Annotated in this window: 16 protein-coding genes; 11 read left to right on the forward strand and 5 right to left on the reverse strand. The window is 70.5% G+C overall.

Annotated features, from left to right (window positions below; genetic code table 11):
• Window positions 1–3 precede the first annotated feature (3 nt).
• Both AB0B45_RS27510 and AB0B45_RS27515 read left to right on the forward strand, forming a co-directional pair.
• A complete protein-coding gene (locus AB0B45_RS27510; RefSeq protein ID WP_358135983.1) occupies window positions 4–1,809 on the forward strand; it encodes a UvrD-helicase domain-containing protein in 1,806 nt (601 codons plus the stop codon).
• A gap of 50 nt (window positions 1,810–1,859) precedes the next feature.
• Complete coding sequence (locus AB0B45_RS27515) at window positions 1,860–3,674, forward strand: sigma factor-like helix-turn-helix DNA-binding protein (protein ID WP_358135985.1); 1,815 nt, start codon at window positions 1,860–1,862, stop codon at window positions 3,672–3,674.
• A 46-nt stretch (window positions 3,675–3,720) separates the two neighbouring features.
• Here AB0B45_RS27515 and AB0B45_RS27520 read toward each other — a convergent pair whose 3' ends face one another.
• The gene (locus AB0B45_RS27520) at window positions 3,721–4,383 is read right to left on the reverse strand and encodes a GntR family transcriptional regulator (protein WP_358135988.1); all 663 of its coding nucleotides are present in this window, start codon (window positions 4,381–4,383) and stop codon (window positions 3,721–3,723) included.
• Between the two features lie 101 nt (window positions 4,384–4,484).
• Between AB0B45_RS27520 and AB0B45_RS27525 the strand changes: the two genes are divergently transcribed.
• The 7 genes from AB0B45_RS27525 to AB0B45_RS27555 all read left to right on the forward strand — a co-directional run bounded on the left by AB0B45_RS27525 (window position 4,485) and on the right by AB0B45_RS27555 (window position 13,896).
• Window positions 4,485–5,234 (forward strand): sulfite exporter TauE/SafE family protein, encoded by a 750-nt coding sequence (locus AB0B45_RS27525; protein ID WP_358135990.1) that lies wholly within the window; start codon window positions 4,485–4,487, stop codon window positions 5,232–5,234.
• A 2-nt stretch (window positions 5,235–5,236) separates the two neighbouring features.
• Window positions 5,237–6,637, forward strand: a complete 1,401-nt coding sequence (locus AB0B45_RS27530; protein WP_358135992.1) for an amidohydrolase family protein — start codon at window positions 5,237–5,239, stop codon at window positions 6,635–6,637.
• Window positions 6,638–6,896: 259 nt separating this feature from the next.
• Window positions 6,897–8,141, forward strand: coding sequence for an MFS transporter (locus AB0B45_RS27535; RefSeq protein WP_358135994.1), 1,245 nt, complete (start codon window positions 6,897–6,899; stop codon window positions 8,139–8,141).
• A gap of 5 nt (window positions 8,142–8,146) precedes the next feature.
• Window positions 8,147–8,860, forward strand: a complete 714-nt coding sequence (locus AB0B45_RS27540; protein WP_358135997.1) for a fumarylacetoacetate hydrolase family protein — start codon at window positions 8,147–8,149, stop codon at window positions 8,858–8,860.
• Window positions 8,847–9,758, forward strand: a complete 912-nt coding sequence (locus tag AB0B45_RS27545; RefSeq protein ID WP_358135999.1) for a polysaccharide deacetylase family protein — start codon at window positions 8,847–8,849, stop codon at window positions 9,756–9,758. The genes AB0B45_RS27540 and AB0B45_RS27545 overlap by 14 nt, the downstream gene beginning before the upstream one ends.
• 78 nt (window positions 9,759–9,836) lie before the next feature.
• Window positions 9,837–11,204 (forward strand): cysteine--tRNA ligase, encoded by a 1,368-nt coding sequence (gene cysS, locus AB0B45_RS27550; RefSeq protein ID WP_358136002.1) that lies wholly within the window; start codon window positions 9,837–9,839, stop codon window positions 11,202–11,204.
• Between the two features lie 181 nt (window positions 11,205–11,385).
• The gene (locus tag AB0B45_RS27555; protein ID WP_358136005.1) at window positions 11,386–13,896 is read left to right on the forward strand and encodes a penicillin acylase family protein; all 2,511 of its coding nucleotides are present in this window, start codon (window positions 11,386–11,388) and stop codon (window positions 13,894–13,896) included.
• Here AB0B45_RS27555 and AB0B45_RS27560 read toward each other — a convergent pair.
• Both AB0B45_RS27560 and AB0B45_RS27565 read right to left on the reverse strand, forming a co-directional pair.
• The gene (locus tag AB0B45_RS27560) at window positions 13,886–14,821 is read right to left on the reverse strand and encodes an MBL fold metallo-hydrolase (protein ID WP_358136008.1); all 936 of its coding nucleotides are present in this window, start codon (window positions 14,819–14,821) and stop codon (window positions 13,886–13,888) included. The two genes, AB0B45_RS27555 and AB0B45_RS27560, sit on opposite strands and share 11 nt — an antisense overlap.
• Before the next feature lie 22 nt (window positions 14,822–14,843).
• Window positions 14,844–15,296 carry a hypothetical protein gene (locus tag AB0B45_RS27565; protein WP_358136011.1) on the reverse strand — a complete coding sequence of 151 codons (453 nt, stop codon included), beginning with the start codon at window positions 15,294–15,296 and terminating at the stop codon, window positions 14,844–14,846.
• Window positions 15,297–15,371: 75 nt separating this feature from the next.
• On the opposite strand from AB0B45_RS27565, the gene AB0B45_RS27570 reads away from it, so the two are divergent.
• Window positions 15,372–16,340 (forward strand): hypothetical protein, encoded by a 969-nt coding sequence (locus tag AB0B45_RS27570; protein WP_358136014.1) that lies wholly within the window; start codon window positions 15,372–15,374, stop codon window positions 16,338–16,340.
• 11 nt (window positions 16,341–16,351) lie between these two features.
• Here AB0B45_RS27570 and AB0B45_RS27575 read toward each other — a convergent pair whose 3' ends face one another.
• Both AB0B45_RS27575 and mshB read right to left on the reverse strand, forming a co-directional pair.
• Window positions 16,352–16,801: a DUF6113 family protein gene (locus tag AB0B45_RS27575; protein WP_358136017.1), complete on the reverse strand. Its 450-nt coding sequence runs from the start codon at window positions 16,799–16,801 to the stop codon at window positions 16,352–16,354.
• Between the two features lie 11 nt (window positions 16,802–16,812).
• Window positions 16,813–17,778, reverse strand: coding sequence for an N-acetyl-1-D-myo-inositol-2-amino-2-deoxy-alpha-D-glucopyranoside deacetylase (mshB, locus tag AB0B45_RS27580; protein WP_358136019.1), 966 nt, complete (start codon window positions 17,776–17,778; stop codon window positions 16,813–16,815).
• A gap of 118 nt (window positions 17,779–17,896) precedes the next feature.
• Between mshB and AB0B45_RS27585 the strand changes: the two genes are divergently transcribed.
• Window positions 17,897–19,966: a prolyl oligopeptidase family serine peptidase gene (locus tag AB0B45_RS27585; RefSeq protein WP_358136022.1), complete on the forward strand. Its 2,070-nt coding sequence runs from the start codon at window positions 17,897–17,899 to the stop codon at window positions 19,964–19,966.
• Window positions 19,967–19,979: the final 13 nt, after the last annotated feature.

Here is a 19,979-nt window from a genome sequence, read left to right on the forward strand (position 1 = left end):
CCCGTGGCGCGGCTCGCGATCGCCCCCGACTTCTCGAGGGAGCTCAGCGCTCTGGCCCTGCCGGAGCGCGGGCGGGTCATGGCCGCGCTGCACGGATTCCTGCTGGACGTCCCCGCCCCCGAGGGGGTGGGGACGGTGCGGATGTCCGACGGGCTCATGGGCGTCGTGGTACGGCAGGGCGAGGTCTCGTGGCTGCTCACCCTGCTGCCCGACGCCGAGGCGGAGGCCTACGCGGGGCGGCACGCCTTCAGCGTCAACCCGCTGATCGGGGTGATCGAGCAGTGGGACGCCGAGGCGCTGGGCAGGGTCGAGCACGCGCTGCGCCGATCGGCCGGCGAGTCGCGGCTGTTCGCGCGGGTGGACGACGCCGAGCTGTTGAGCCTCGGGATCGACCTGGCCCTGCTGCCGCTGATCAGGCTGATCACCAGCGAGGCCGACGTGGACGCGCTCGAGCCGCTGCTGCCTCCCACGCAGCACCTGCCGCTGGCGGTCATGGCCAGGGGCGGCTCGCTGCCGGAGGCGTGGAAGGCGCTCGACTCGCGCCGCACCTCGTGGGACTCGCCTGAGCCGATCGACACCTCCGACCTGCTCGGGGCGCTGGTGCGCAGCCCTGATCTGGCGGTGTTCGCCTCCGGGGTCGACGAGCTCGACAGGATCGTCACCGCGCCCGACTGGTGCGTGTTCCTGCATCCGCCGCAGCATCGGCTCGCCCGCGCCGGCCACTACGACCATCCCGTGCTCGTCACCGGCGGGGCGGGCACCGGCAAGACGCTCATCGCCCTGCACAGGGCCGCGCACCTGGCCGAGCACGGCAACGGTCCCGTGCTGCTGGTGACGCTCACGCAGGGGCTCGCCGCCGACCTGTCGGGGCGCCTCGACACGCTGATCGAGGACGAGTCGATCCGCAAGCGCATCGACGTGGACAACGTCGACAGGCTGGCGGTCAGGATCGTGGCCGACGTCGAAGGCCGGCAGCCCGTTCTCGTCGGGCATGGGGCGCGGTCGCTCGCCGAGCTGACGGAGGAGGCACTGCGGCTGCTCACCAGGGCGGCGGGTGACCTGCTCGACGACGTGCTGAGCTTCGGTGAGCCCGGGCGCAAGCCGTACAGGCACATCGTGGTGGACGAGGCGCAGGACGTCAGCCCCGCGCAGTGGCGGCTGCTGCGCGCGGCGGTGCCGCGCGCGCCCGACGACCTGTTCGTGGTCGGCGACCCGCACCAGCGCATCACCGACCACCGCATCGCGCTGGAGGCGGTCGGCATCCACGCGGTGCAGCACGAGCTGGCGATCTCCTACCGGCTGGCGCACGAGGTGCTCTCTTTCGGGGTACGGCTGCGCGGCGGCGGTCCCGCGCTCGGGCTGGTCAAGAACGTTCAGGAACTGCGCGGCTTCAGGAGCACGCACCACGGCGAACGGCCGACGATCAGGGCCTACGACTCGCCCGAGAACGAGCTGGCCGGGCTCGTCACCACGATCGGCTCGTGGCTGGACGACGGCGTGCCCGCCACGGAGATCGCCGTCGCGGCGCGAACCACGCGCCTGGTCAAGACCGCCAAGGACGCGCTGGCGGGCGCGGGTCACGACGTCAGGGTGACGACGCTGCACGGGCTGAAGGGCCTGGAGTTCGAGCGGGTCGCGCTGATCGGAATCGCCGAAGGCGTGGTGCCGGAGCCGCTACCGAACGACCCCGCCGACAGGGCACGCGTGCTCCAGCGGGAGCGCGGACTGCTCTACGTCGCCTGTACGCGGGCGAGGTCCATGCTCTACGTTTCCCATGCGGGAAGAGGTAGCCCTTTTTTGTCGTCCTAATCACATAGTCTCTGAACTGCGGATATCTTCCCTTTGCCGGTTGGACCCCAATGAATCTCAGCCTGAGTGACCTCGCGCCACCCCTGCGCTGGACCTCTCCCGTCCAGATCGCACCGCTCGCGGATGATCCTCAGCTGCCCGAAGCATGGTGGCAGTCGATCCCGCTGGACCGGGCGTGCGCCGTCATCGGCGAGCAGGCCGTCGCGGGCCGCCTCGCCGACGTGGCCGTGGCCCTTTGGGGGCATCTGCAGGTGGGCGACATCCTGCCGCTGCTGAGGTTCTCCGACCCCGCCGAGAGCGAGCGCACGCCGGAGGGGCTCGGCCGCGACGTGGTCCACAAGCTGTTCAGCGGCGTCTTCGAGCGGCTGCTCGAACCCGTCGCCGAGGTCAGGCCCGTCGCGCTGCCCCAGCTGGTCGACGAGCTGTTCGTCTCGGTCGACGAGCGGCAGCGCACGATCGCGCGCGACCGCGTCTACGCCGAGCAGCGGGCGACGCTCGACGACCTGGCGCAGCGCTTCTCCGTGACGCGTGAGCGGATCAGGCAGATCGAGCGCGACCTGCGCGACCATGTGGAAGCGTGGCTGGCCTCTCCCAACGCGGCGCCGCTGCTCGCGCACGTCACGCGGCTGCGGGGGCAGCTCGGCGCCGCCGTACCCGCCGACGATCTGGCGGACGCGGCGCCGTGGCACCGCACGGAGCTGATCACGCTCGGCATCCCGGTGTGGCGGTTCGTCAGGACGCTGCTGACCGGCTACGACCAGGTCGACGGCTGGCTGATCGCGGGCGGCGTCGACGAGCTGCGGGAGAAGACCAGGCAGCTGTTCACCGAGGGGCCCAGGGTGATGACCGAGGCGGTCGGTATGACCGCGCAGCTCGGTATCCGCGAGGACGTCGCCGAGCGATGGCTGGCCTCGGTGCCCCAGCTGCGGGTCTTCGACGGACATGTCATGCTCTGGCCGCGCAGCGTGAACGAGAAGGCGGAGGCGGTGCTGGCCGTCTCGGGGAAGGCGCTCACGCCCGAGGAGATCCAGGAGCGGATCGGCGAGGACTACAGCCTGGTCGGCATCCGCAACCAGCTCACGGCCGACGCGCGCTTCCACAGGGTCGATCGCAACAAGTACGGCCTGGCGCGGTGGGGCGGCGAGGAGTACCTGGGGATCAGGGAGATGATCGCCAGGGAGATCGAGCGTGCCGGTGGCGAGGCCTCGGTCAACACCATCGTGGCCAACCTGACGTCCAGGTACGACGTGAGCGAGAGCTCGGTGCGCGCCTACTCGGGCGGTCCCGGGTTCGAGCGGTCGCAGCGCGGGTGGATCAGGGTCGCCGCGCCCGACCAGCCGGGCTACCAACCGCGCAAGGACGTCTCCGAGACGCGGCGGTGCTTCAGGTCACGCGACGGGCGCTGGTGGCACAGGGTGGACGTCAACGCCGAGCACCTGCGCGGGTCGGGTTCGCCGCTGCCGACCGGGTTCGCCGCGCACCTGGGGATGGCTCCAGGCGGGTCGCTGACCGCGTCCGCGCCTTCGGGGGACGTGGTGATCTCGTGGCACAACCAGCCGACGATGGGGTCCATCCGGAACGTGCTGGCGGAGTTCAACGCGTCCGAGGGGGACCACGTGTTCCTGACGGTGTCGGACGGCGGGGAGCTGCTGACGCGGTTCCTGCCCGCGGCCCAGCCGGCGCTGCGGCCGTTGAACAGGGCGTTGCACCTGATCGGGTACACGGCTCCGGTGGACTCGGAGGCGGAGGGGCTGCGGTTGATCGGGGCCCGGGTGGGGCTGCCGGAGACGGCGACCCGCGAGGAGGTCCTGGCGCGGCTCCGTGAGCGCGGCGACCGGGACATCCTGGCCTTCCTGGGCGAGTAGCCGCCCGCGGGCCGGGTCGGCCGGCGGAGGTTCGGGCCGCGCTGACTCAGGTGGCCGGCTTGTAGGCGCGGCTTGCCGCCTCGATGTGCGCCTTGGCGGAGTGCCGGGCGGCCTGCGGGTCTCCGGCTCGGATACCGGCCACGATGGCGCGGTGCTGGTCGGTGATCTCACCGGCCCAGTGCGGGTCGTCCAGGTTCGCCACGGTCGTGACGGCGATCCGGTCCCATACCCGGTGCAGGGCGTCCTCGAGGAACGGGTTGCCCGCCGCCGCCGCGATGGCGCGGTGCAGGGCCAGGTTCGCCCGTGCGGACGTGCGGGCGTCCCGCGCCTCCACCGCGACCTCGACCTCGTCCACGGCCCGGTCGAGCGCGTCGACCTCGGCGGGGGCGAGCCGGCCGAGCGCCTGCCGATGGGCGGCCAGCTCCGCGGCCAGCGCTTCGAGGTCGGCGCGCAGCACGAACAGGTGCGCGGCTTCGCTCGGGCTCAGCGCCGCGACGGCGACTCCGCGGGCGGCGGGGATGACCAGCCCTTCGGCCAGCAGGCGGCCGATCGCCTCACGCACAGGCGTCCTGCTGACTCCCAGGTCCGCGGCCAGAGCCGTCTCGGTCAGCCGCTGGCCTGGGGCGTACTGGCCGTCTGAGAACCGCTGTCGCAGCGCCACGTACACCGCGTGGGCGCTGCCGGGCTGGGAATCGTAGGAGATCGCCATAACAGTCAGTATACGTTGCATGCAATGCGGCCCGATCACTGTTGACATGCATTGCATGCAATGCATACTTTGGCTACCACCTCAGAGAAGGGAGGGGAAACATGCTGGACATCGCGCAAGTGACCGTCCTCGCCGCCGCGGGGTTCCTGGCCGGCGCCGTGAACGGCGTCGCAGGCGGAGGATCGTTGATCTCGTTCCCCGCCCTCATGGCCATGGGCTACTCACCCGTGACGGCCAACGTCACGAGCGCACTGGCCGCCTTGCCCGGCTACCTGGGCGGCCTCGCCGGCTACCGGGACGAGCTGCCGGCGGTGGCGCCGAGAGCCCGGCGGCTGGCCCCGGTGAGCGTCGCCGGCGCGGCATGCGGATCGGTGCTCCTGCTCGGCGCTCCGGCGGAGCGGTTCACGGCCGTCGTCCCCTTCCTGGTCCTGGCGTCGGTCCTCGCCCTGGCCATGCAGGGCATGGTGGCGCGACGTCTCAGCGGGACGAGGGCGGCCACCGGGGGGCTCGGACTCCTGGCCGGCCAGTTCGTGGTCTCCCTGTACGGCGGCTACTTCGCCGCCGGGCTCGGCGTGATGATGCTCGCCGTCCTGGGAACCTTCCTGAGCGAGGACCTGCACAGGCTCAACGCGCTCAAGAGCGCCCTGTCACTTGTCGTCGGCCTGGTCTCCGCGCTCTGCTTCACCGCGTTCGGCCCCGTGGAGTGGATCCCCGTCGCCGTCATGTCACTCACCGGGCTCGCCGGTGGTCGAAGCGGGGTGGTGCTCGCCCGGCGCGTGCCGCCCCACTACCTTCGCCGGCTCATCGTCGGCTTCGGTCTCGTGCTGTCCATCGCACTCTTCATGAGGTAACCATGCACCAACGACACGACCTGCTCATTGCGGGCACTCACGTGATCTCGATGGATCCCGCCATCGGGGACGTTCCACGCGCCGACATCCTCGTCCGCGACGGCGAGATCATCGAGGTCAGCCCGCACACGGGTGACCGTGAGCTCGACGACGTGCAGGTCATCGAGGCCGCCGGCACGATCACGCTGCCCGGCTTCGTGGACACGCACTGGCATCTGTGGAACTCGCTGCTGCGCGGCACGGTCGGCGACCGGCCGGGAACCGACTACTTCACCGTCAAACGCGCGCTCGCGCCGCACTTCGAGCTGGACGACTTCTACTGGGCGGCCCGTCTCGGCCTGGCCGAGGCCGTCAACGGCGGCATCACCACCGTGCACAACTTCGACCACAACGTTCGCGGGCCCAGGGACGCCGACGCCAACATCCAGGCGCACCTGGACTCCGGGCTGCGCGGGCGCTTCTCCTACGGTCCCCCCGACTCCGCGCCTGCCGACCGCACCAACGACCTCGACGACCTGGCGAGGCTACGGGCGCGCTGGACTCACGACCACCTCGACGGCCGGCTGGGCTTCGGCGTCGCCCTGCGCGGGCCGTACCGGACCCCTCCCGAGGTGTACGAGCGCGAATGGGAGACGGCGCGCTCGCTCGGTCTGCCGATCACCATGCACTGCGATCGATGCCTGCGAGAGGAGGGCTGTAGGAGCTGCGGACTGGTCCGGCTCGAACAGCTCGGCCTGCTGGGCGAGGACGTGCAGGTCATCCATGCGGTGCACGCCGACGAGAACGACATCGGGGCGCTGGCCCGCACGCGGACCCGGGTGTCCCTGAGCCCGCTCACCGAGATGAGGACGATGGGCTTCCCGCTGCTCACGGAACTCCTCGAAGCCGGGGTGCAGGTGTCGCTCTCCCTGGACACGCTCGCCATGCCCACCAGCGCGGACATCCTCGGGCACCTCCGCGCGATCATCTCGGTGGAGGCCGCTCGCACCGGCTCCCCCCTGATCACTCCGCGCAGGCTGCTCCAGCTGGCGACGATCGACGGCGCCAAGGACCTCGGACTCCAGGACACCATCGGTTCCGTCACCCCGGGCAAGCGTGCCGACCTCGTGATCCTCCGCTCGTCGGACATCAACCTGGTCCCTTCGGGAGATCCGGTGGAGGCGCTGGTCTACACCGGCCACATCGACAACATCGACACGGTCATCGCCGACGGCCGTGTTCTCAAGCGACACGGGCGGCTCGTCCCGGCCGACGGCGAGTCCGACCCCGTCGTCATGGCCGCGGCCCGCCGCGACGCGCTGCTGCGCAGGGCCGCGGCGGCCGGCGACTGGTGCCGGCCTGCCGACCCGTTCCGGTCCTGCTCGGATTCGGCAACGACCGCAGAGAAAGGGAGTCTGCGTTGACATCCTCCCCACGGATGAATCCGGGGGATTCCAGCCCTCACGGGTCGGATCTTCCTGCTTCACAGGCGACAGCCCCCGCACACCCGAAGGTGGGCGACCGGTCTTACGTAGCCTCCACAGGCTTCACATCCCGCCAGCCCGGCGGTAGGCCCGGACAGGCCGGCTTGGTTATCGCCAGCCCGTCCGAACACCTGAACCATACCAAGAGAGAGGTCGCTGCGATGCGGATCAGGGCCCGCGGTCTCCTCGGGAGTCACCGATGAAAGCCCCCTCAGCCCCTATCTCGCCACCGTCGAGGGAAACCCTGGCGTCCGGAGTCGCGGTCGCGATGTTCGGCCTGCTGCTGCTGGCTTACACCGTCAACGCCATGGACCGCATGGTCTTCCCGATCCTGCTCGTCGAGGTACGTCACGAGTACGGCTTCAGTCTCGAGGCGGCCGGACTGCAGGCCACCGTGTTCGCGATCGGGATGGGCCTGGCGGGCCTGCCCGCCGCGCACCTCCAGCGCATGCTCGGGCGCAAGCGGACGATCGTCGTCGGCACCCTGGTGTTCTCGCTCGCGACCGCCATGACCGCGGCCTCCGCCGGTTTCGTCGACATGTTGCTGTGGCGCGTGCTGTCCGGAGTCGGCGAGGCGCTCCAACTCGCGATGATCATCGCTGTCGCTTCGAGCGCGTTCCCCGCCCGCCGTGGAGTGGCGATCGGCAGCGTCAACATGGCCTTCGCCGCAGGGTCGGTCATCGGCCCCGCGCTCGGCAGCGGCCTGCTGGAACACTTCGGCACCTGGCGGGCCCCGATGCTCGCGTACGGCGCCATCGGCATCGCCCTCGCGCTGGCCATCGTGATGCTGGTGTCGCCACGGCTCACCGAGGCCAGCGCGGCGGCGAGCTCGGCGCGGCACCTCGGCGGCGCGCGCACGCTCCTGTCCCGCAACCCCCTCGTACTGGCCGCCATCATCGCCCTCTTCGGCCTCGCCGACTTCGCCTTCATCGGCCTGTACGCCAGCTACCTGCGCGGACAGCTCGGCTACACCCCGGGTGGAGCCGGGTTCGTCATCGGGCTGTCAGGACTGGCGGCGTTCGCCTCGCCGCTCGGCGGCTATCTGGCCGACAGGCTGAGCCCTCGGATCGTGCTGCCGGCGCTCAACGTCGGGGTCGCCGCGTGCGGATGCGCCCTCTTCGTCGGACCCGCCTCGACAGCCTGGCAGGCGACCTTCTCGTTCCTGTTCGGACTCTTCGCGAGCAGCGGCGTGTACGTGGCCGCGGCGAGCTATCTCGTCAAATCCGTCAACGGCGAGCTGGTGGGCCGCGCGGCAGGCTTGTTCGTCACCTGCGTCTACGTCGCGGCCGGCCTCGCCGGTCTCCTCTTCAGCAGCCTGATCTCGGCCACCGGCTGGATCACCGCGGGCATGGTGCAGATCGTCGGCTTCTCGGTGCTCGGCGCCGCCCTGGCCCTCGCCCTGCGCCCCCACCTGTTCAGCACGACCACGTCATCCCAGGACTGATGATCATGACGATATCCACACTCTGGCAACTCGCGCCCACGGCCGTCCCGGTCAGCGGACGATCCGAAGCCTTTCCTGTCCGCCGCGTCTACTGTGTCGGGCGCAACTACCTGGACCACATCCGTGAGATGCGGGAGGGCAACGAGCGCGACGACCCGTTCTTCTTCCAGAAGCCCGCGGACGCCGTCGTCCCCGATGGCTCCACGATCCCCTATCCACCCCACACCGGCGACCTTCAGTTCGAAGGCGAACTGGTCGTCGCCATCGGCACGGCCGGATCCGACGTCAGCGTGGAAGAGGCGCGGGCACACGTCTTCGGGTTCGCCGCCGGCATCGACCTGACGCGGCGAGACCGGCAGCGCGACTGCCGTGACCTGGCGCACCCCTGGGAGGCCGGCAAGTCCTTCGACCGCTCGGCGCCCTGCGGCCCGATCCTCCCCGCAGAGCAGGCCGCCTCCACCCTGTCCGGGGAACTGCGGCTGAGCGTCAACGGCCGGCAGCGGCAGCACACGAGCCTGGAACTGATGATCTGGGACGTCCCGGAGATCATCAGCCACCTGTCCCGCTCCTACCGGCTGATGCCCGGCGACCTGATCTACACCGGGACCCCGGCCGGTGTCGCCGCCGTGGTCCCCGGCGACCGCATTCATGTCGAGATCACCGGCCTGCCCGCCCTGACCGTGACCATCGGCGAAGGAGAGACCCATGCGTCCCAGTGAAAGGCTCGAGTACGACCCCATCGAGGGCAGGCCCGCGCTCCGCCTGCCCGGCGGTAAGCGCATGGCGGTCTGGGTCATCGTCAACGTGGAGACCTGGTCCGACACCGAGCCCATGCCCAGAACCGTCCTCACTCCCCCGGCGGGAGGCATCCCCGCCCCCGACATCCCCAACTGGGCCTGGCACGAGTACGGCAACCGCGTCGGCTTCTGGCGCATGCTCGAATCGCTGGACCGCCAGGGCGTGCCGGCCTCGCTCGCCATCAACGGCCAGGCCATCGAGCACTATCCGCAGATCGCCGGAGCCGCGCGGGATCGCGGGTGGGAGTTCATCGGCCACGGGTTCACCCAGAAGAACATGCAGAAGGTCGAGGACGAGCGCGCGGACATCAGGGCCACCACGCGGGCGATCGAGTCCGCGACCGGTGTCCGCCCCCGTGGCTGGCTGGGACCGGGGCTGACCGAGACCTGGGAGACGCCGGACATCCTCGTCGAAGAGGGATACGAGTACGTGTGCGACTGGGTCCTCGACGACCAGCCGGTCGAACTGGCCACCCGAACCTCGCCCATCGTGAACATCCCCTACACCCAGGAGTGCAACGACGTCGCCATGATGCTGATCCAGCATCATCCGGCCCGGGAGTACTTCCAGCGAGCGGTCGACCAGTTCGACCAGCTCCACAAGGACTCCGCGAGGTCGGCCAGGGTCATGGCGCTGGTCGTGCACCCTTACATCATGGGCGCGCCGCACCGCCTGAAGTACTTCGAGCAGGCGCTCCAGCACATCGGCGCCCACCAGGACGTCGAGTTCAGGACCGGTGAGCAGATCCTCGACTGGTACCGGCAGGCACGCCCGGCATCACGGCCGGCCCACGAGCGCGACTCCCTGATCGCGGGTTAGCCCCGTCTCCTGCCAGAAGGCCCCGGTCGTCACGACCGGGGCCTTTGGGCGGCCGCCGTGCCGGACTAGGCTCGTTGCATGTTGCGGATCTACGACACGCGCACCAGGCGGCTCGAAGACATCCCTCAGGCCAGGGCTCTGAGGATGTACACCTGCGGCCCGACCGTCTACCGGTTCGCGCACGTCGGGAACCTGCGCTCCTACCTCCTGTCCGACCTCATCCGCAGGGTCATGGAACGCCAGCGGGTCCGCATGCTCGTCTGCCAGAACATCACGGACGTCGGACATCTCGTCGATGACGCCGAGGTCGGCGAGGACAAGATCGTCATGCAGGCGCGTACCGAGGGACGCTCCACTCTCGACCTCGCCCGCTTCTACGAGGACGCCTTCCGCCGCGACGCGGCCGCGCTCAACCTGCGTCCGCCGGAGCACACCCCGCGCGCCACCGAGTGCGTCGACCTCATGATCGAGCTGATCGCCAAGCTCATGGAGAAGGGTCACGCCTACGCCGTACCGGACGGCTCGGTGTTCTTCGCCGCGGAGAGCTTCCCGTCGTATGGGGAAATTTCGGGGAACCGGCTCGACGCGCTCAAGCCAGGGCACCGGGTGGAAGGCGTCGACCACCGCAAGCGGTTCCACGCCGACTGGGCCCTGTGGAAGCACTCGCGCCGCGAGCTGGCCTGGGACACCCCGTGGGGCGGGCGAGGGTTCCCCGGCTGGCACGTCGAGTGCTCGGCCATGTCGCTGCGCTTCCTCGGCGAGCACATCGACATCCACACCGGCGGCATCGACCTGCGCTTCCCCCACCACGAGGACGAGCGCGCCCAGTCCAACGCCGCCGCGGGGCACGAGGTGGTGCGGCGGTGGGTGCACGGCGAGCACCTGCTGTTCGACGGGCGCAAGATGGCCAAGTCGACGGGCAACGTGGTGCTGCTTCAGGACGTGGCCGCCGAGGGGCTCGACCCGCTGGCCGTACGGCTGGCGTTCATGGAGCACCGCTACCGCCACCAGATGAACCTCACGTGGGACACCCTGCGCGCGGCCGACCGCACCCTGCGCCGGTGGCGGGCCAGGGTCGCGGAGTGGGCCGAGTCGCCCAGCGCGCCCATGGCCGAGCAGTGGGTACGGCGCGCGGAGGCCGCCTTCGACGACGACCTCGACACCCCGTCGGCGCTGCGGGTGCTGCGGGAGCTGGAGAAGGACGAGTCGGTGGCGCCCGGGGCGAAGTTCGAGTCGTTCCTGCACCTGGACCAGGTGCTCGGGCTGGACCTGCCGACGGAGATCGGGAAGGTGCGGGTGCTGCCTCCCGGAGCGGCCGAGCTGCTCGACCAGCGGGCGCGGGCACGGGACGCGCAGGACTGGGAGGCGGCCGACCGGTTGCGCGGCGAGCTCGCCGAGCTGGGTGTGAAGGTGGCCGACACCCCGGACGGCCAGACCTGGACCTGAGCCCCGGCCGGGCCCGGGGTTGCGCGCGGCTCTCCGGCGCCTCGGGGGTGACGCCGGACACGGGTGCGGGTGCCCCGCAAGCGGCATGATCGCGATCTTGTCGTCACCCGGCGTGATCGGAGTCGTCGCACCCTGAAAGGGCTGCGACACTTGGTGCGAAACAGGCCAGAGGGAGGTCTTCGTGAGGTTCAGGCCGTATGCGTGGTTGCCATGGCCGCTGCGTTGGCTCGCGAGGGTGCTGACCGCACTCCTGGCGCTCGTCCTGGTCCTCGCGGCCGTCGGCGTGTGGATCACGCGGCAGTCGTTCCCGCAGGTGGAGGGCACGATCAAGCTCCCCGGCCTGACCGGCAAGGTGGAGGTATACCGCGACGCGTGGGGCATCCCGCAGATCTACGCCGACACCTCCGAAGACCTCTTCATGGCGCAGGGCTACGTCCACGCCCAGGACCGCTTCTGGGAGATGGACTTCCGCCGCCACGTCACCGCGGGCCGTCTGTCGGAGCTGTTCGGGAAGGCGACGCTGACCGAGGACAAGGTCATCCGCACCATGGGGTGGCGGGAGGTGGCCGAGCAGGAGCTGGCCAACCTCACCGACCGCACCAAACGCTACCTCGAGGCGTACGCCAAGGGCGTCAACGCCTACCTCAAGGAGCGTCCGAACGCCTCGGACCGGAGCCTCGAATACTCCATCCTGAAGCTGCAGAACTCCCGCTACACCCCCGAGCCGTGGACCCCGCTCGACTCGGTGTCGTGGCTGAAGGCGATGGCGTGGGACCTTCGCTCCAACCTCGACGACGAGATCGACCGCGCGCTCGCCTCCACCAAGCTGCCGAGAGAGCGGGTCAACCAGCTCTTCCCCGGCTACCCGTTCGACAGGAACCCGGCGATCGTGACGCAGGGCACCATCGCCAAGGGCCGGTTCGACCAGCGGAGCGAGCCGCGGCTCGGCGAGGGCTCGGCGGTCCTCACCAGCGCGGCGGAGGCGCTCAGCAGGGTGCCCGACCTGATGGGGACCGAGGAGCACGACGGGATCGGGTCGAATTCCTGGGTGGTCTCGGGCGAGCACACGACGACGGGCAAGCCGCTGCTCGCCAACGATCCGCACCTGTCGGCGCAGATGCCGTCGGTGTGGTATCAGGCGGGGCTGCATTGCCGTACAAAGTCGGAAAAATGCGCGTATGACGTGACCGGGTTTACCTTCTCCGGCGTGCCCGGCGTCATCATCGGGCACAACGACACGATCGCGTGGGGGTTCACCAACCTGGGCCCCGACGTCGCCGACCTCTTCCTGGAGCAGGTCAAGGACAACACCTACCTCTACGAGGGCCAGTGGCTCCCGCTGGAGACCAAGGACGTGCAGATCAAGGTCGCGGGCGGAGACCCCGTGACCATCAAGGTCCGCAGGACCAGGCACGGGCCGCTGATGAACGAGGTGATGGGCAGCGTCAAGCCGTCGGGCGAGGCCAACGCCGTCGCCCTGCAGTGGACCGCGCTCACCCCTGGCACCGCCGCAGAGGCGATCTTCGATCTGAACGAGGCGCGCGACTGGGACGAGTTCCGGGCCGCCGCCTCGCAGTTCGACGTGCCCGCGCAGAACCTCGTGTACGCCGACACCGAGGGCCACATCGGCTACCAGGCGCCAGGACGCATCCCGGTGCGCGCCAAGGGCGACGGCACCTGGCCGGTCCCCGGCTGGACCGGCCAGTACGAGTGGAAGTCCGCCATCCCCTACGACCGGCTGCCCAGCGTCTCCGACCCCGCCGACGGCTTCGTGGTCACCGCCAACAACGCCGTCATCAGCCCGGACCGCTACCAGCCGCTCCTCACCAAGGACTGGTCGTACGGCTACCGCGCCAAGCGCATCCTCGACCGCGTCGAGGACGCGACCAAGTCCGGCAAAATCGACGCCGAGACCATGAGCCGCATCCAGCAGGACACCCACAACGGCCTCGCCGACGTCCTCGTCCCCGAACTGCTGAAGGTCGGCCTCGCGGGACCCAGCGCCGACGCCCAGGCGCTGCTGCGCGGCTGGGACGGCTCGCAGGGCCTCGACTCGGCCCCCGCCGCCTACTTCAACGCGGTCTGGCGGCACCTGCTCATGGCGACGTTCAACGACGAGCTGCCGGAGGCGGCCAGGCCCACGGGCGGCGACCGCTGGTACGAGGTCGTGCGGAACCTGCTGGAGCGCCCCGACGACCCGTTCTGGGACGACGTGACGACCAAGAACTTCACCGAGACCCGCGACGACATCCTGCGCGCCGCGATGGCCGACGCCCACCAGGAGCTGGCCGTACGGCTCGGCGCCGACGTCAAGGCGTGGCGGTGGGGAGACCTGCACGCGCTCACGCTGACCAACCAGACCTTCGGCACCTCGGGCATCGGCCCGATCGAGTCGCTGTTCAACCGCGGCCCGTTCGGCTCGCCGGGCAACAAGGACGCCGTCAACGCCACGGGCTGGAACATCCAGGACGACTACGCCGTCACGGCCGTCCCCTCGATGCGCATGATCGTCGACCTGGCGGACATGGACAGGTCCCGCTGGATCAACCTGACCGGCGCCTCGGGCCACGCCTTCCACGACAATTACTGGGACCAGGCGCCGCTGTGGGCCGACGGGCGGACCACGCCCATGAACTCCAAGCTCGACTCGATCAGGAAGGCCGCCAGGCACACGCTGACGCTCACGCCGTGAGGAGGCGCGACTCCCCCACCGCCAGGTCCCAGAGGTCGGCGGGAGGCAGGCCGCGCGCCTCCCACTCCGCGCGGGCCAGCCGTACGGGCTCCAGGAGTGGCTCGCCGGACAGCACGAACGTGCCCCAGTGCATGGTCGCCATCCGCCGCGCGCCCACATCGACGCACGCCTGGACGGCTTCCGCCGGGTTCACGTGGTTGTCCTTGGTGAACCAGCGCGGCTCGTACGCGCCGACGGGCATCAGCGCCAGATCGAGGTAGGGGAAGTGCTCGCCGATCTCGGCCAGGCGGGGCCCGTAGGCGGTGTCACCGGCGAAATAGATCGACTTGTCGATCACCCAGCCGCCCCACAGCGACCTGCAGGTGTCCCAGGGCGTGCGGCGGCTCCAGTGGTGGGCGGGGACGAAGTCGAAGCTCACCCCGTCCAGCGTGGCGCTCTCCCACCAGTCGAGCTCGGTGACGTCGCGAAACCCCCGCCTGGTGAACCACCTGCCGAGGTTGGCGGGCACGAACATCGGCGTGCTCCTCGGCAGCCGCCTGATCGTGGGGGCGTCGAGGTGGTCGTAGTGGTTGTGGCTGATCACCACCGCGTCGATCCTGGGCAGATCGCTCCACGCCACGCCGGGCGGGGTGAGGCGCTGCCGTACCCCAGGGATCTTGCGGGACCACACGGGGTCGGTGAGGATCGTCAGTCCGTTGACCCGCAGCAGGAAGGTGGCGTGACCCACCCAGGTGACCACCGTGCCCGTCGTCTGCGGCGGGCCGCCCCTGAGCACCGGGATCTGGTCGATGTCGCCGATGTTCGTCCGCAACCCGCCGTGCCAGGTGACGCTCAGCAGCTCGCGGAAGGCCGGGAGCGGCGCGGTCAGGCGGTCGACGAAGGTGGCGGGCCGGGCGGGGACTGTTCGCTGGGTGGTCTGCGTCATGCGCGCTCCCCTGGGTGACGGGTCAATCACTCCCCTTCTTGATCCCCTCAGGGAGCGATCTATTCCTTCGCCACCATGGTGATTTGCGGGGGTATCCACCGTCCTCGAGCCCCGCAAGGCGCTCGAAGGGGTTGTAGGCGGCCTGATTACCGCAGATCAGCATGGATACGCCGAGGGAGAGGAAGTAGAGCGGGAGCATGGGCAGGCCGACGCACCAGGCCCACTGGGTGGCGTGCCTGCCCTCGTGGTCGAGGAGCCTGCCGGTGAGGTAGGACTCGGGGTGCTTGGTCACGACGACGTTCCCGATGGTGAAGGCGCCCGCGACGGGGAAGCCGTAGCGGTAGCCGTACGCGAGAATGAGTCCGTTGGGGCCGCTTTTCCTGGCCGCCCCTCCGATACCGGAGATCAGCAGGCCTAGAGGGGTGGAAAGGTTGACGAAGTTCGCGATCCTACGGATCCGGTGCCGCCTCTCCATGCGTCTCACCCTTGACCGAACTTGACAAATCGGAATAATGATCCCCGTCCTGAAATCTCCCCCAAGAGCAGGATCATGAGATTCATCATTCTGGCCGCCCTGGTGTGCACCATGGCGCTGGCCACAGTCGGCGGCATCGCCGTCACCCAGACCTCCTCGGCAACCGACACCCCCACGGCTGACCGGCTGGAGTTACCCGTTTCCACCAGCCCCTCCCCCACGCCCACTCCGACGTCGACCGCCGCCAAGTACACGGCGACCACCAAGGTCGTGAGCAAGAAGGGCGTCGCGTACCTGGATGTCTCCGTCACGTACGGCGGAGCGGCTCGCTTCACTGTGAAGCAGAAGGTGTGCAAGGGCAAGTCCTGCAGGACCGCCAGCACCTCCCTGCCGGTGACCACCGGAGCGGGCAAGACCTCCACGAAGCTGGGCAAGGGGACGTACAAGAAGGACGGCAAGGCCGCGGTCTCGCTCAAGGTGCTGCCCTGGCCTACGCGGACGGTCACCGCCACCGCGACCCCCTCGTCGACGGCGACGGTGACGGCGTCGGCGGCCCCCTCGGCCACGGTGACGGTCGGCGCGACGACCACGGTGAACGCCACGACCACGGTGAACGCCACCACGACGGTGGCCGCGACCGTCACCGCCATGGCGACCACCACGGTGACGACGGGCTCTACAGTCACTATCACGCCCGCGCCGACCGCCACGGTCTACGTCACGTGCACCCCCGCCCCCACGGCCCAGGTCGCCCCCACGAACGGCACCACGGGCGGCACCACGCCGACCGCGGTACAGCCGGAGACGGTCACGACTCCGGCCACGGCCCCGGTCACGACTCCCGCCACGGCCCCGTCCGCGGCGACACCGCCTGCGGCGACACCGTTGGCGGCGACCCCGGCCATCACCACCTGTCCGACCACGACACCGCCCGACGACGGTGACCAGGACGGCGACGGCCAGGACGACGGGTCGCAGGACATCGCGCCCCCGACCCCGACCCCGACCCCGACCCCGACGCCCGCCCCGGAGACGACTCCGTAGACCGGCGGCTGTCAGCGGCCCCCGTCGAGCGTCGGCGGGGGCCGCGACGTCACAGGGGCCTGCTGGTCGATGCCCTTGAGCAGCCACGAGCCGCCCGACGACGGCGAGAGCAGGACGGCGACCACCACGGCCACCATCGCCCCGTAGAGGTAGATGAACCCGGCCGAGTCACCGGCGATCACCAGGTCCCCCGCCGCCCGCTTCAGCGAGAACACCATCGACACCAGCAGCCACCCGACGGCCGCCGCCGAAGCGCCGAACTTGGAGCGCATCATCCGGCCCGCCCAGAAGCACACCCCGAACATCGCGGGCACCCAGGCGATCGCCGCCAGCGGCCACGTGCCGCCCACGTAATACGCGTGCGTGAACCCGCCCACCACGCCGAGGACGACTCCCAGCACGCCCAGCATGCCGTACGCGGCCCCCGCCAGCGCGGACTCGGCGTGGCTCCGTTGCTCCATAACGGAGGAGGTTAGTAGATGCCCGCGAACAGGTCCTTCTCGAGGGTGTGAGGCTCACCGAGCCCTCCCGCCTCGATCGGCGCGCTCGGCGAGGTCGCGCCCATGACCCCGCTGCGCAGGATGAAATGCTCCACCCCGAACGCCTCCTGCCCGATGTTGTTGGACAGCGCGAACCAGGGCGCGTCCACCATGATCTGGGTGGCGTGCGCGCGCAACGCGTCCAGCTTGTTGACCAGGTACGGCCTGGCGTCCACCTCGGTCGTGATCTCGTCGTCCTGCGCCCCGAACGGCACGTCCTCGACGTTCTCGGCGGCGAAGGCGATCTCCGCCTCGCCGATCTCCTCGGCCGTCCTGAGCATGACGGACCTCGCGGTGGCCGTGTAGTAGAACTTGGCCACCCGCCACGGCTCGCCCTCGCCGAAGCCCGGGTCGGCGGCCAGCGCGAAGGCCCGCCACGCGACCCTGTGGGCCTGGATGTGGTCGGGGTGCCCGTAGAAGCCGTTCTCGTCGTAGGTGACCATGACCTGCGGCCGCACCTCACGGATGATCTTCACGAGCTCCGCCGCGGCCTCGTCGGGGTCGGCCTGCCAGAACGCCTGAGGACGGTCGTTGGCGGCGACGCCCATCATGCCGCTGTCGCGCCACCTGCCTGGACCGCCGAGGAAGCGGTGGTCGTCGACGCCCATCATGCCGCTGTCGCGCCACCTGCCTGGACCGCCGAGGAAGCGGTGGTCGTCGACGCCCATGGCCTTGCACGCGGCGTCGAGCTCGCCGATGCGGCAGGGGCCCAGCGCGTCGTCCCTGTCGGAGGCCAGGTGAGCCAGCTCCGGCGGGATGACCTCGCCCTCCTCGCCCAGCGTGCAGGTGACGAGCGTGACGTGCGCCCCTTCTGCGGCGTACTTGGCCATGGTGGCGCCGGTCCCGATCGACTCGTCGTCGGGGTGGGCATGGACGAGCATCAGGCGTCGATCACTCATGCCCCGAGCGTATTCCACGGGCTCACCCCGATCCCTCGCACAGGGCGCCTTCGCCGGGATCAGGCGGAGGCCGTACGGCCGCGCAGGCCGGGCGTCTCACCTGGCAAGATGGGGGCTTATGAGTGAGAGCTTCCCGCGCCTGCACGCAAGGACCCGCCGGTTCACCCTCGGAGTGCCCAGAGGCTTCACGATCTCCCCCGACGGCGCCCGCGTCCTCTTCCTGCGCACGCAGTCCGGCACCGACCCGGTGACCTGCCTGTGGGAGCTCGACACCGCCACCCACGTCGAACGCCTCCTCGTCGACCCGCGCGCCATCGACGCCGACGACGAGAACCTCCCGCCCGAGGAGCGCGCCCGCCGCGAGCGCACCAGGGAGCAGGCGGGCGGCGTCGTCGCCTACGCCACCGACTCCGCCGTCACGACGGCCGTGTTCGCCCTGTCCGGCGGCCTGTACGTCGCCGACCTGGCCACGGGCGCCACCCGCCGGCTGGAGACTGCGGGCCCGGTCATCGACCCCCGCCTGTCCCCCGACGGGCGGCATGTCGCCTACGTGACCAGGGGCGGCCTCCGCGTCCACGACCTCGCCACCGGCGACGACCGCGCCCTGGCCGAGCCCGAGGCCGACACCGTCACCTACGGCATGGCCGAGTTCATCGCCGCCGAGGAGATGGACCGCCTCCGCGGCTACTGGTGGTCGCCCGACAGCGACGCGCTGCTGGTCGAGCGGGTCGACGAGGCGCCCGTCCAGACCTGGTACATCGCCGACCCGGCCAACCCCGACCGCCCCGCCGTACCGCAGAGGTATCCCGCGGCGGGCACGGCCAACGCGAGCACCGAGCTCTACGTCATCGGACTGGACGGCTCGCGGGTCGCGGTGCCGTTCGAGCACGAGTACCTCACCACCGCCTCGTGGGACGCCCACGCGCTGTCGATCGTGACCATGTCCCGCGACCAGAAGGCGCTGCGCCTGTTCTCCGTGGACCCCGCGAGCGGCGCGTCGACCCTGCTGCGCGAGGACACCGACGAGGCCTGGGTCGAGATCGTGACCGGCGTGCCAGGACATCTCGACGACGGCTCGCTGGTCTGGGTCGCCGACGACGAGGGCGGCAGGCGGCTGTTCGTCGGCGACCGCGCGGTCACGCCGCCCACCCTGCAGGTGCGCGACGTGCTCGACATCGACCGCGACACCGTCCTGTTCAGGGCCAGCGGTGACCCGACCGAGATCCAGCTCTGGACCTACGACGGCCACTCCCTCATGCCCGTCTCGACCGCCTCCGGCGTCTACTCGGGCCGTCTGTCCGGCGGCGTCGGCGTCCTGACGGAGCAGTCGCTCGAGAACGAGGGCGTCTCCACCACCGTCGTCCTGCCCAGCGGCATGACCGTCCCGATCCCCTCGCTGGCCGAGCGTCCCGGCCTCGACCTGCGCGTCCACCTGGGCCGCGCGGGCGCCCGCGAGCTGTCGACCGCGGTCGTCTTCCCCTCATGGCACGAGCCAGGCTCGCGCAAGCTGCCCGTTCTCCTCGACCCGTACGGCGGGCCGCACGCCCAGCGCGTCCTCGCCGCCCAGGGCATGTACCTCACCAGCCAGTGGTTCGCCGAACAGGGCTTCGCCGTCGTCGTCATCGACGGCCGCGGCACGCCCGGGCGCGGCCCCGCCTTCGAGCGCGCGGTCGTCAACGACCTGGCCACGCCCGTGCTCGACGACCAGATCGACGCGCTCCAGGGCGTCGCCCAGCAGTACCCCGACGACCTCGACCTGTCGAAGGTCGCCATCCGCGGCTGGTCGTTCGGCGGCTACCTGTCGGCGCTGGCCGTCCTGCGCCGCCCCGACGTCTTCCACGCGGCCATCGCGGGCGCGCCGGTGACCGACTGGCGGCTGTACGACACGTGCTACACCGAGCGCTACCTCGGCGACCCCGCCGCCCAGCCGGAGGTGTACGACCAGTCGTCGCTGTTCGCCGACGCCGCCAAGCTGGACCGCCCGCTCCTGCTGATCCACGGCCTGGCCGACGACAACGTGGTGGCCGCCCACACCCTCCGCCTGTCCTCGGCGCTGCTGTCGGCGGGACGCCCGCACACGGTGCTGCCTCTGTCGGGCGTCACCCACATGACGCCGCAGGAGGTCGTCGCGGAGAACCTGCTGCTGCTCCAGGTCGACTTCCTCAAGAAGTCCCTGGGCACGGCCTGACCGTCACCCCCAC

Source organism: Nonomuraea sp. NPDC049152, assembly GCF_040648355.1.
In the GTDB taxonomy this organism is placed as follows: Bacteria; Actinomycetota; Actinomycetes; order Streptosporangiales; family Streptosporangiaceae; genus Nonomuraea.

Bases quoted from the DNA above. Each gene is read 5' to 3' on its own strand.
- AB0B45_RS27560 (WP_358136008.1), bottom strand. From the start codon at position 14,821: ATGACGCAGACCACCCAGCGAACAGTCCCCGCCCGGCCCGCCACCTTC.
- AB0B45_RS27570 (WP_358136014.1), top strand. From the start codon at position 15,372: ATGAGATTCATCATTCTGGCCGCCCTGGTGTGCACCATGGCGCTGGCC.
- AB0B45_RS27565 (WP_358136011.1), bottom strand. From the start codon at position 15,296: ATGGAGAGGCGGCACCGGATCCGTAGGATCGCGAACTTCGTCAACCTT.
- AB0B45_RS27535 (WP_358135994.1), top strand. From the start codon at position 6,897: ATGAAAGCCCCCTCAGCCCCTATCTCGCCACCGTCGAGGGAAACCCTG.
- AB0B45_RS27520 (WP_358135988.1), bottom strand. From the start codon at position 4,383: ATGGCGATCTCCTACGATTCCCAGCCCGGCAGCGCCCACGCGGTGTAC.
- AB0B45_RS27540 (WP_358135997.1), top strand. From the start codon at position 8,147: ATGACGATATCCACACTCTGGCAACTCGCGCCCACGGCCGTCCCGGTC.
- AB0B45_RS27530 (WP_358135992.1), top strand. From the start codon at position 5,237: ATGCACCAACGACACGACCTGCTCATTGCGGGCACTCACGTGATCTCG.
- AB0B45_RS27585 (WP_358136022.1), top strand. From the start codon at position 17,897: ATGAGTGAGAGCTTCCCGCGCCTGCACGCAAGGACCCGCCGGTTCACC.
- cysS (WP_358136002.1), top strand. From the start codon at position 9,837: ATGTTGCGGATCTACGACACGCGCACCAGGCGGCTCGAAGACATCCCT.
- AB0B45_RS27525 (WP_358135990.1), top strand. From the start codon at position 4,485: ATGCTGGACATCGCGCAAGTGACCGTCCTCGCCGCCGCGGGGTTCCTG.
- AB0B45_RS27515 (WP_358135985.1), top strand. From the start codon at position 1,860: ATGAATCTCAGCCTGAGTGACCTCGCGCCACCCCTGCGCTGGACCTCT.
- mshB (WP_358136019.1), bottom strand. From the start codon at position 17,778: ATGAGTGATCGACGCCTGATGCTCGTCCATGCCCACCCCGACGACGAG.
- AB0B45_RS27545 (WP_358135999.1), top strand. From the start codon at position 8,847: ATGCGTCCCAGTGAAAGGCTCGAGTACGACCCCATCGAGGGCAGGCCC.
- AB0B45_RS27575 (WP_358136017.1), bottom strand. From the start codon at position 16,801: ATGGAGCAACGGAGCCACGCCGAGTCCGCGCTGGCGGGGGCCGCGTAC.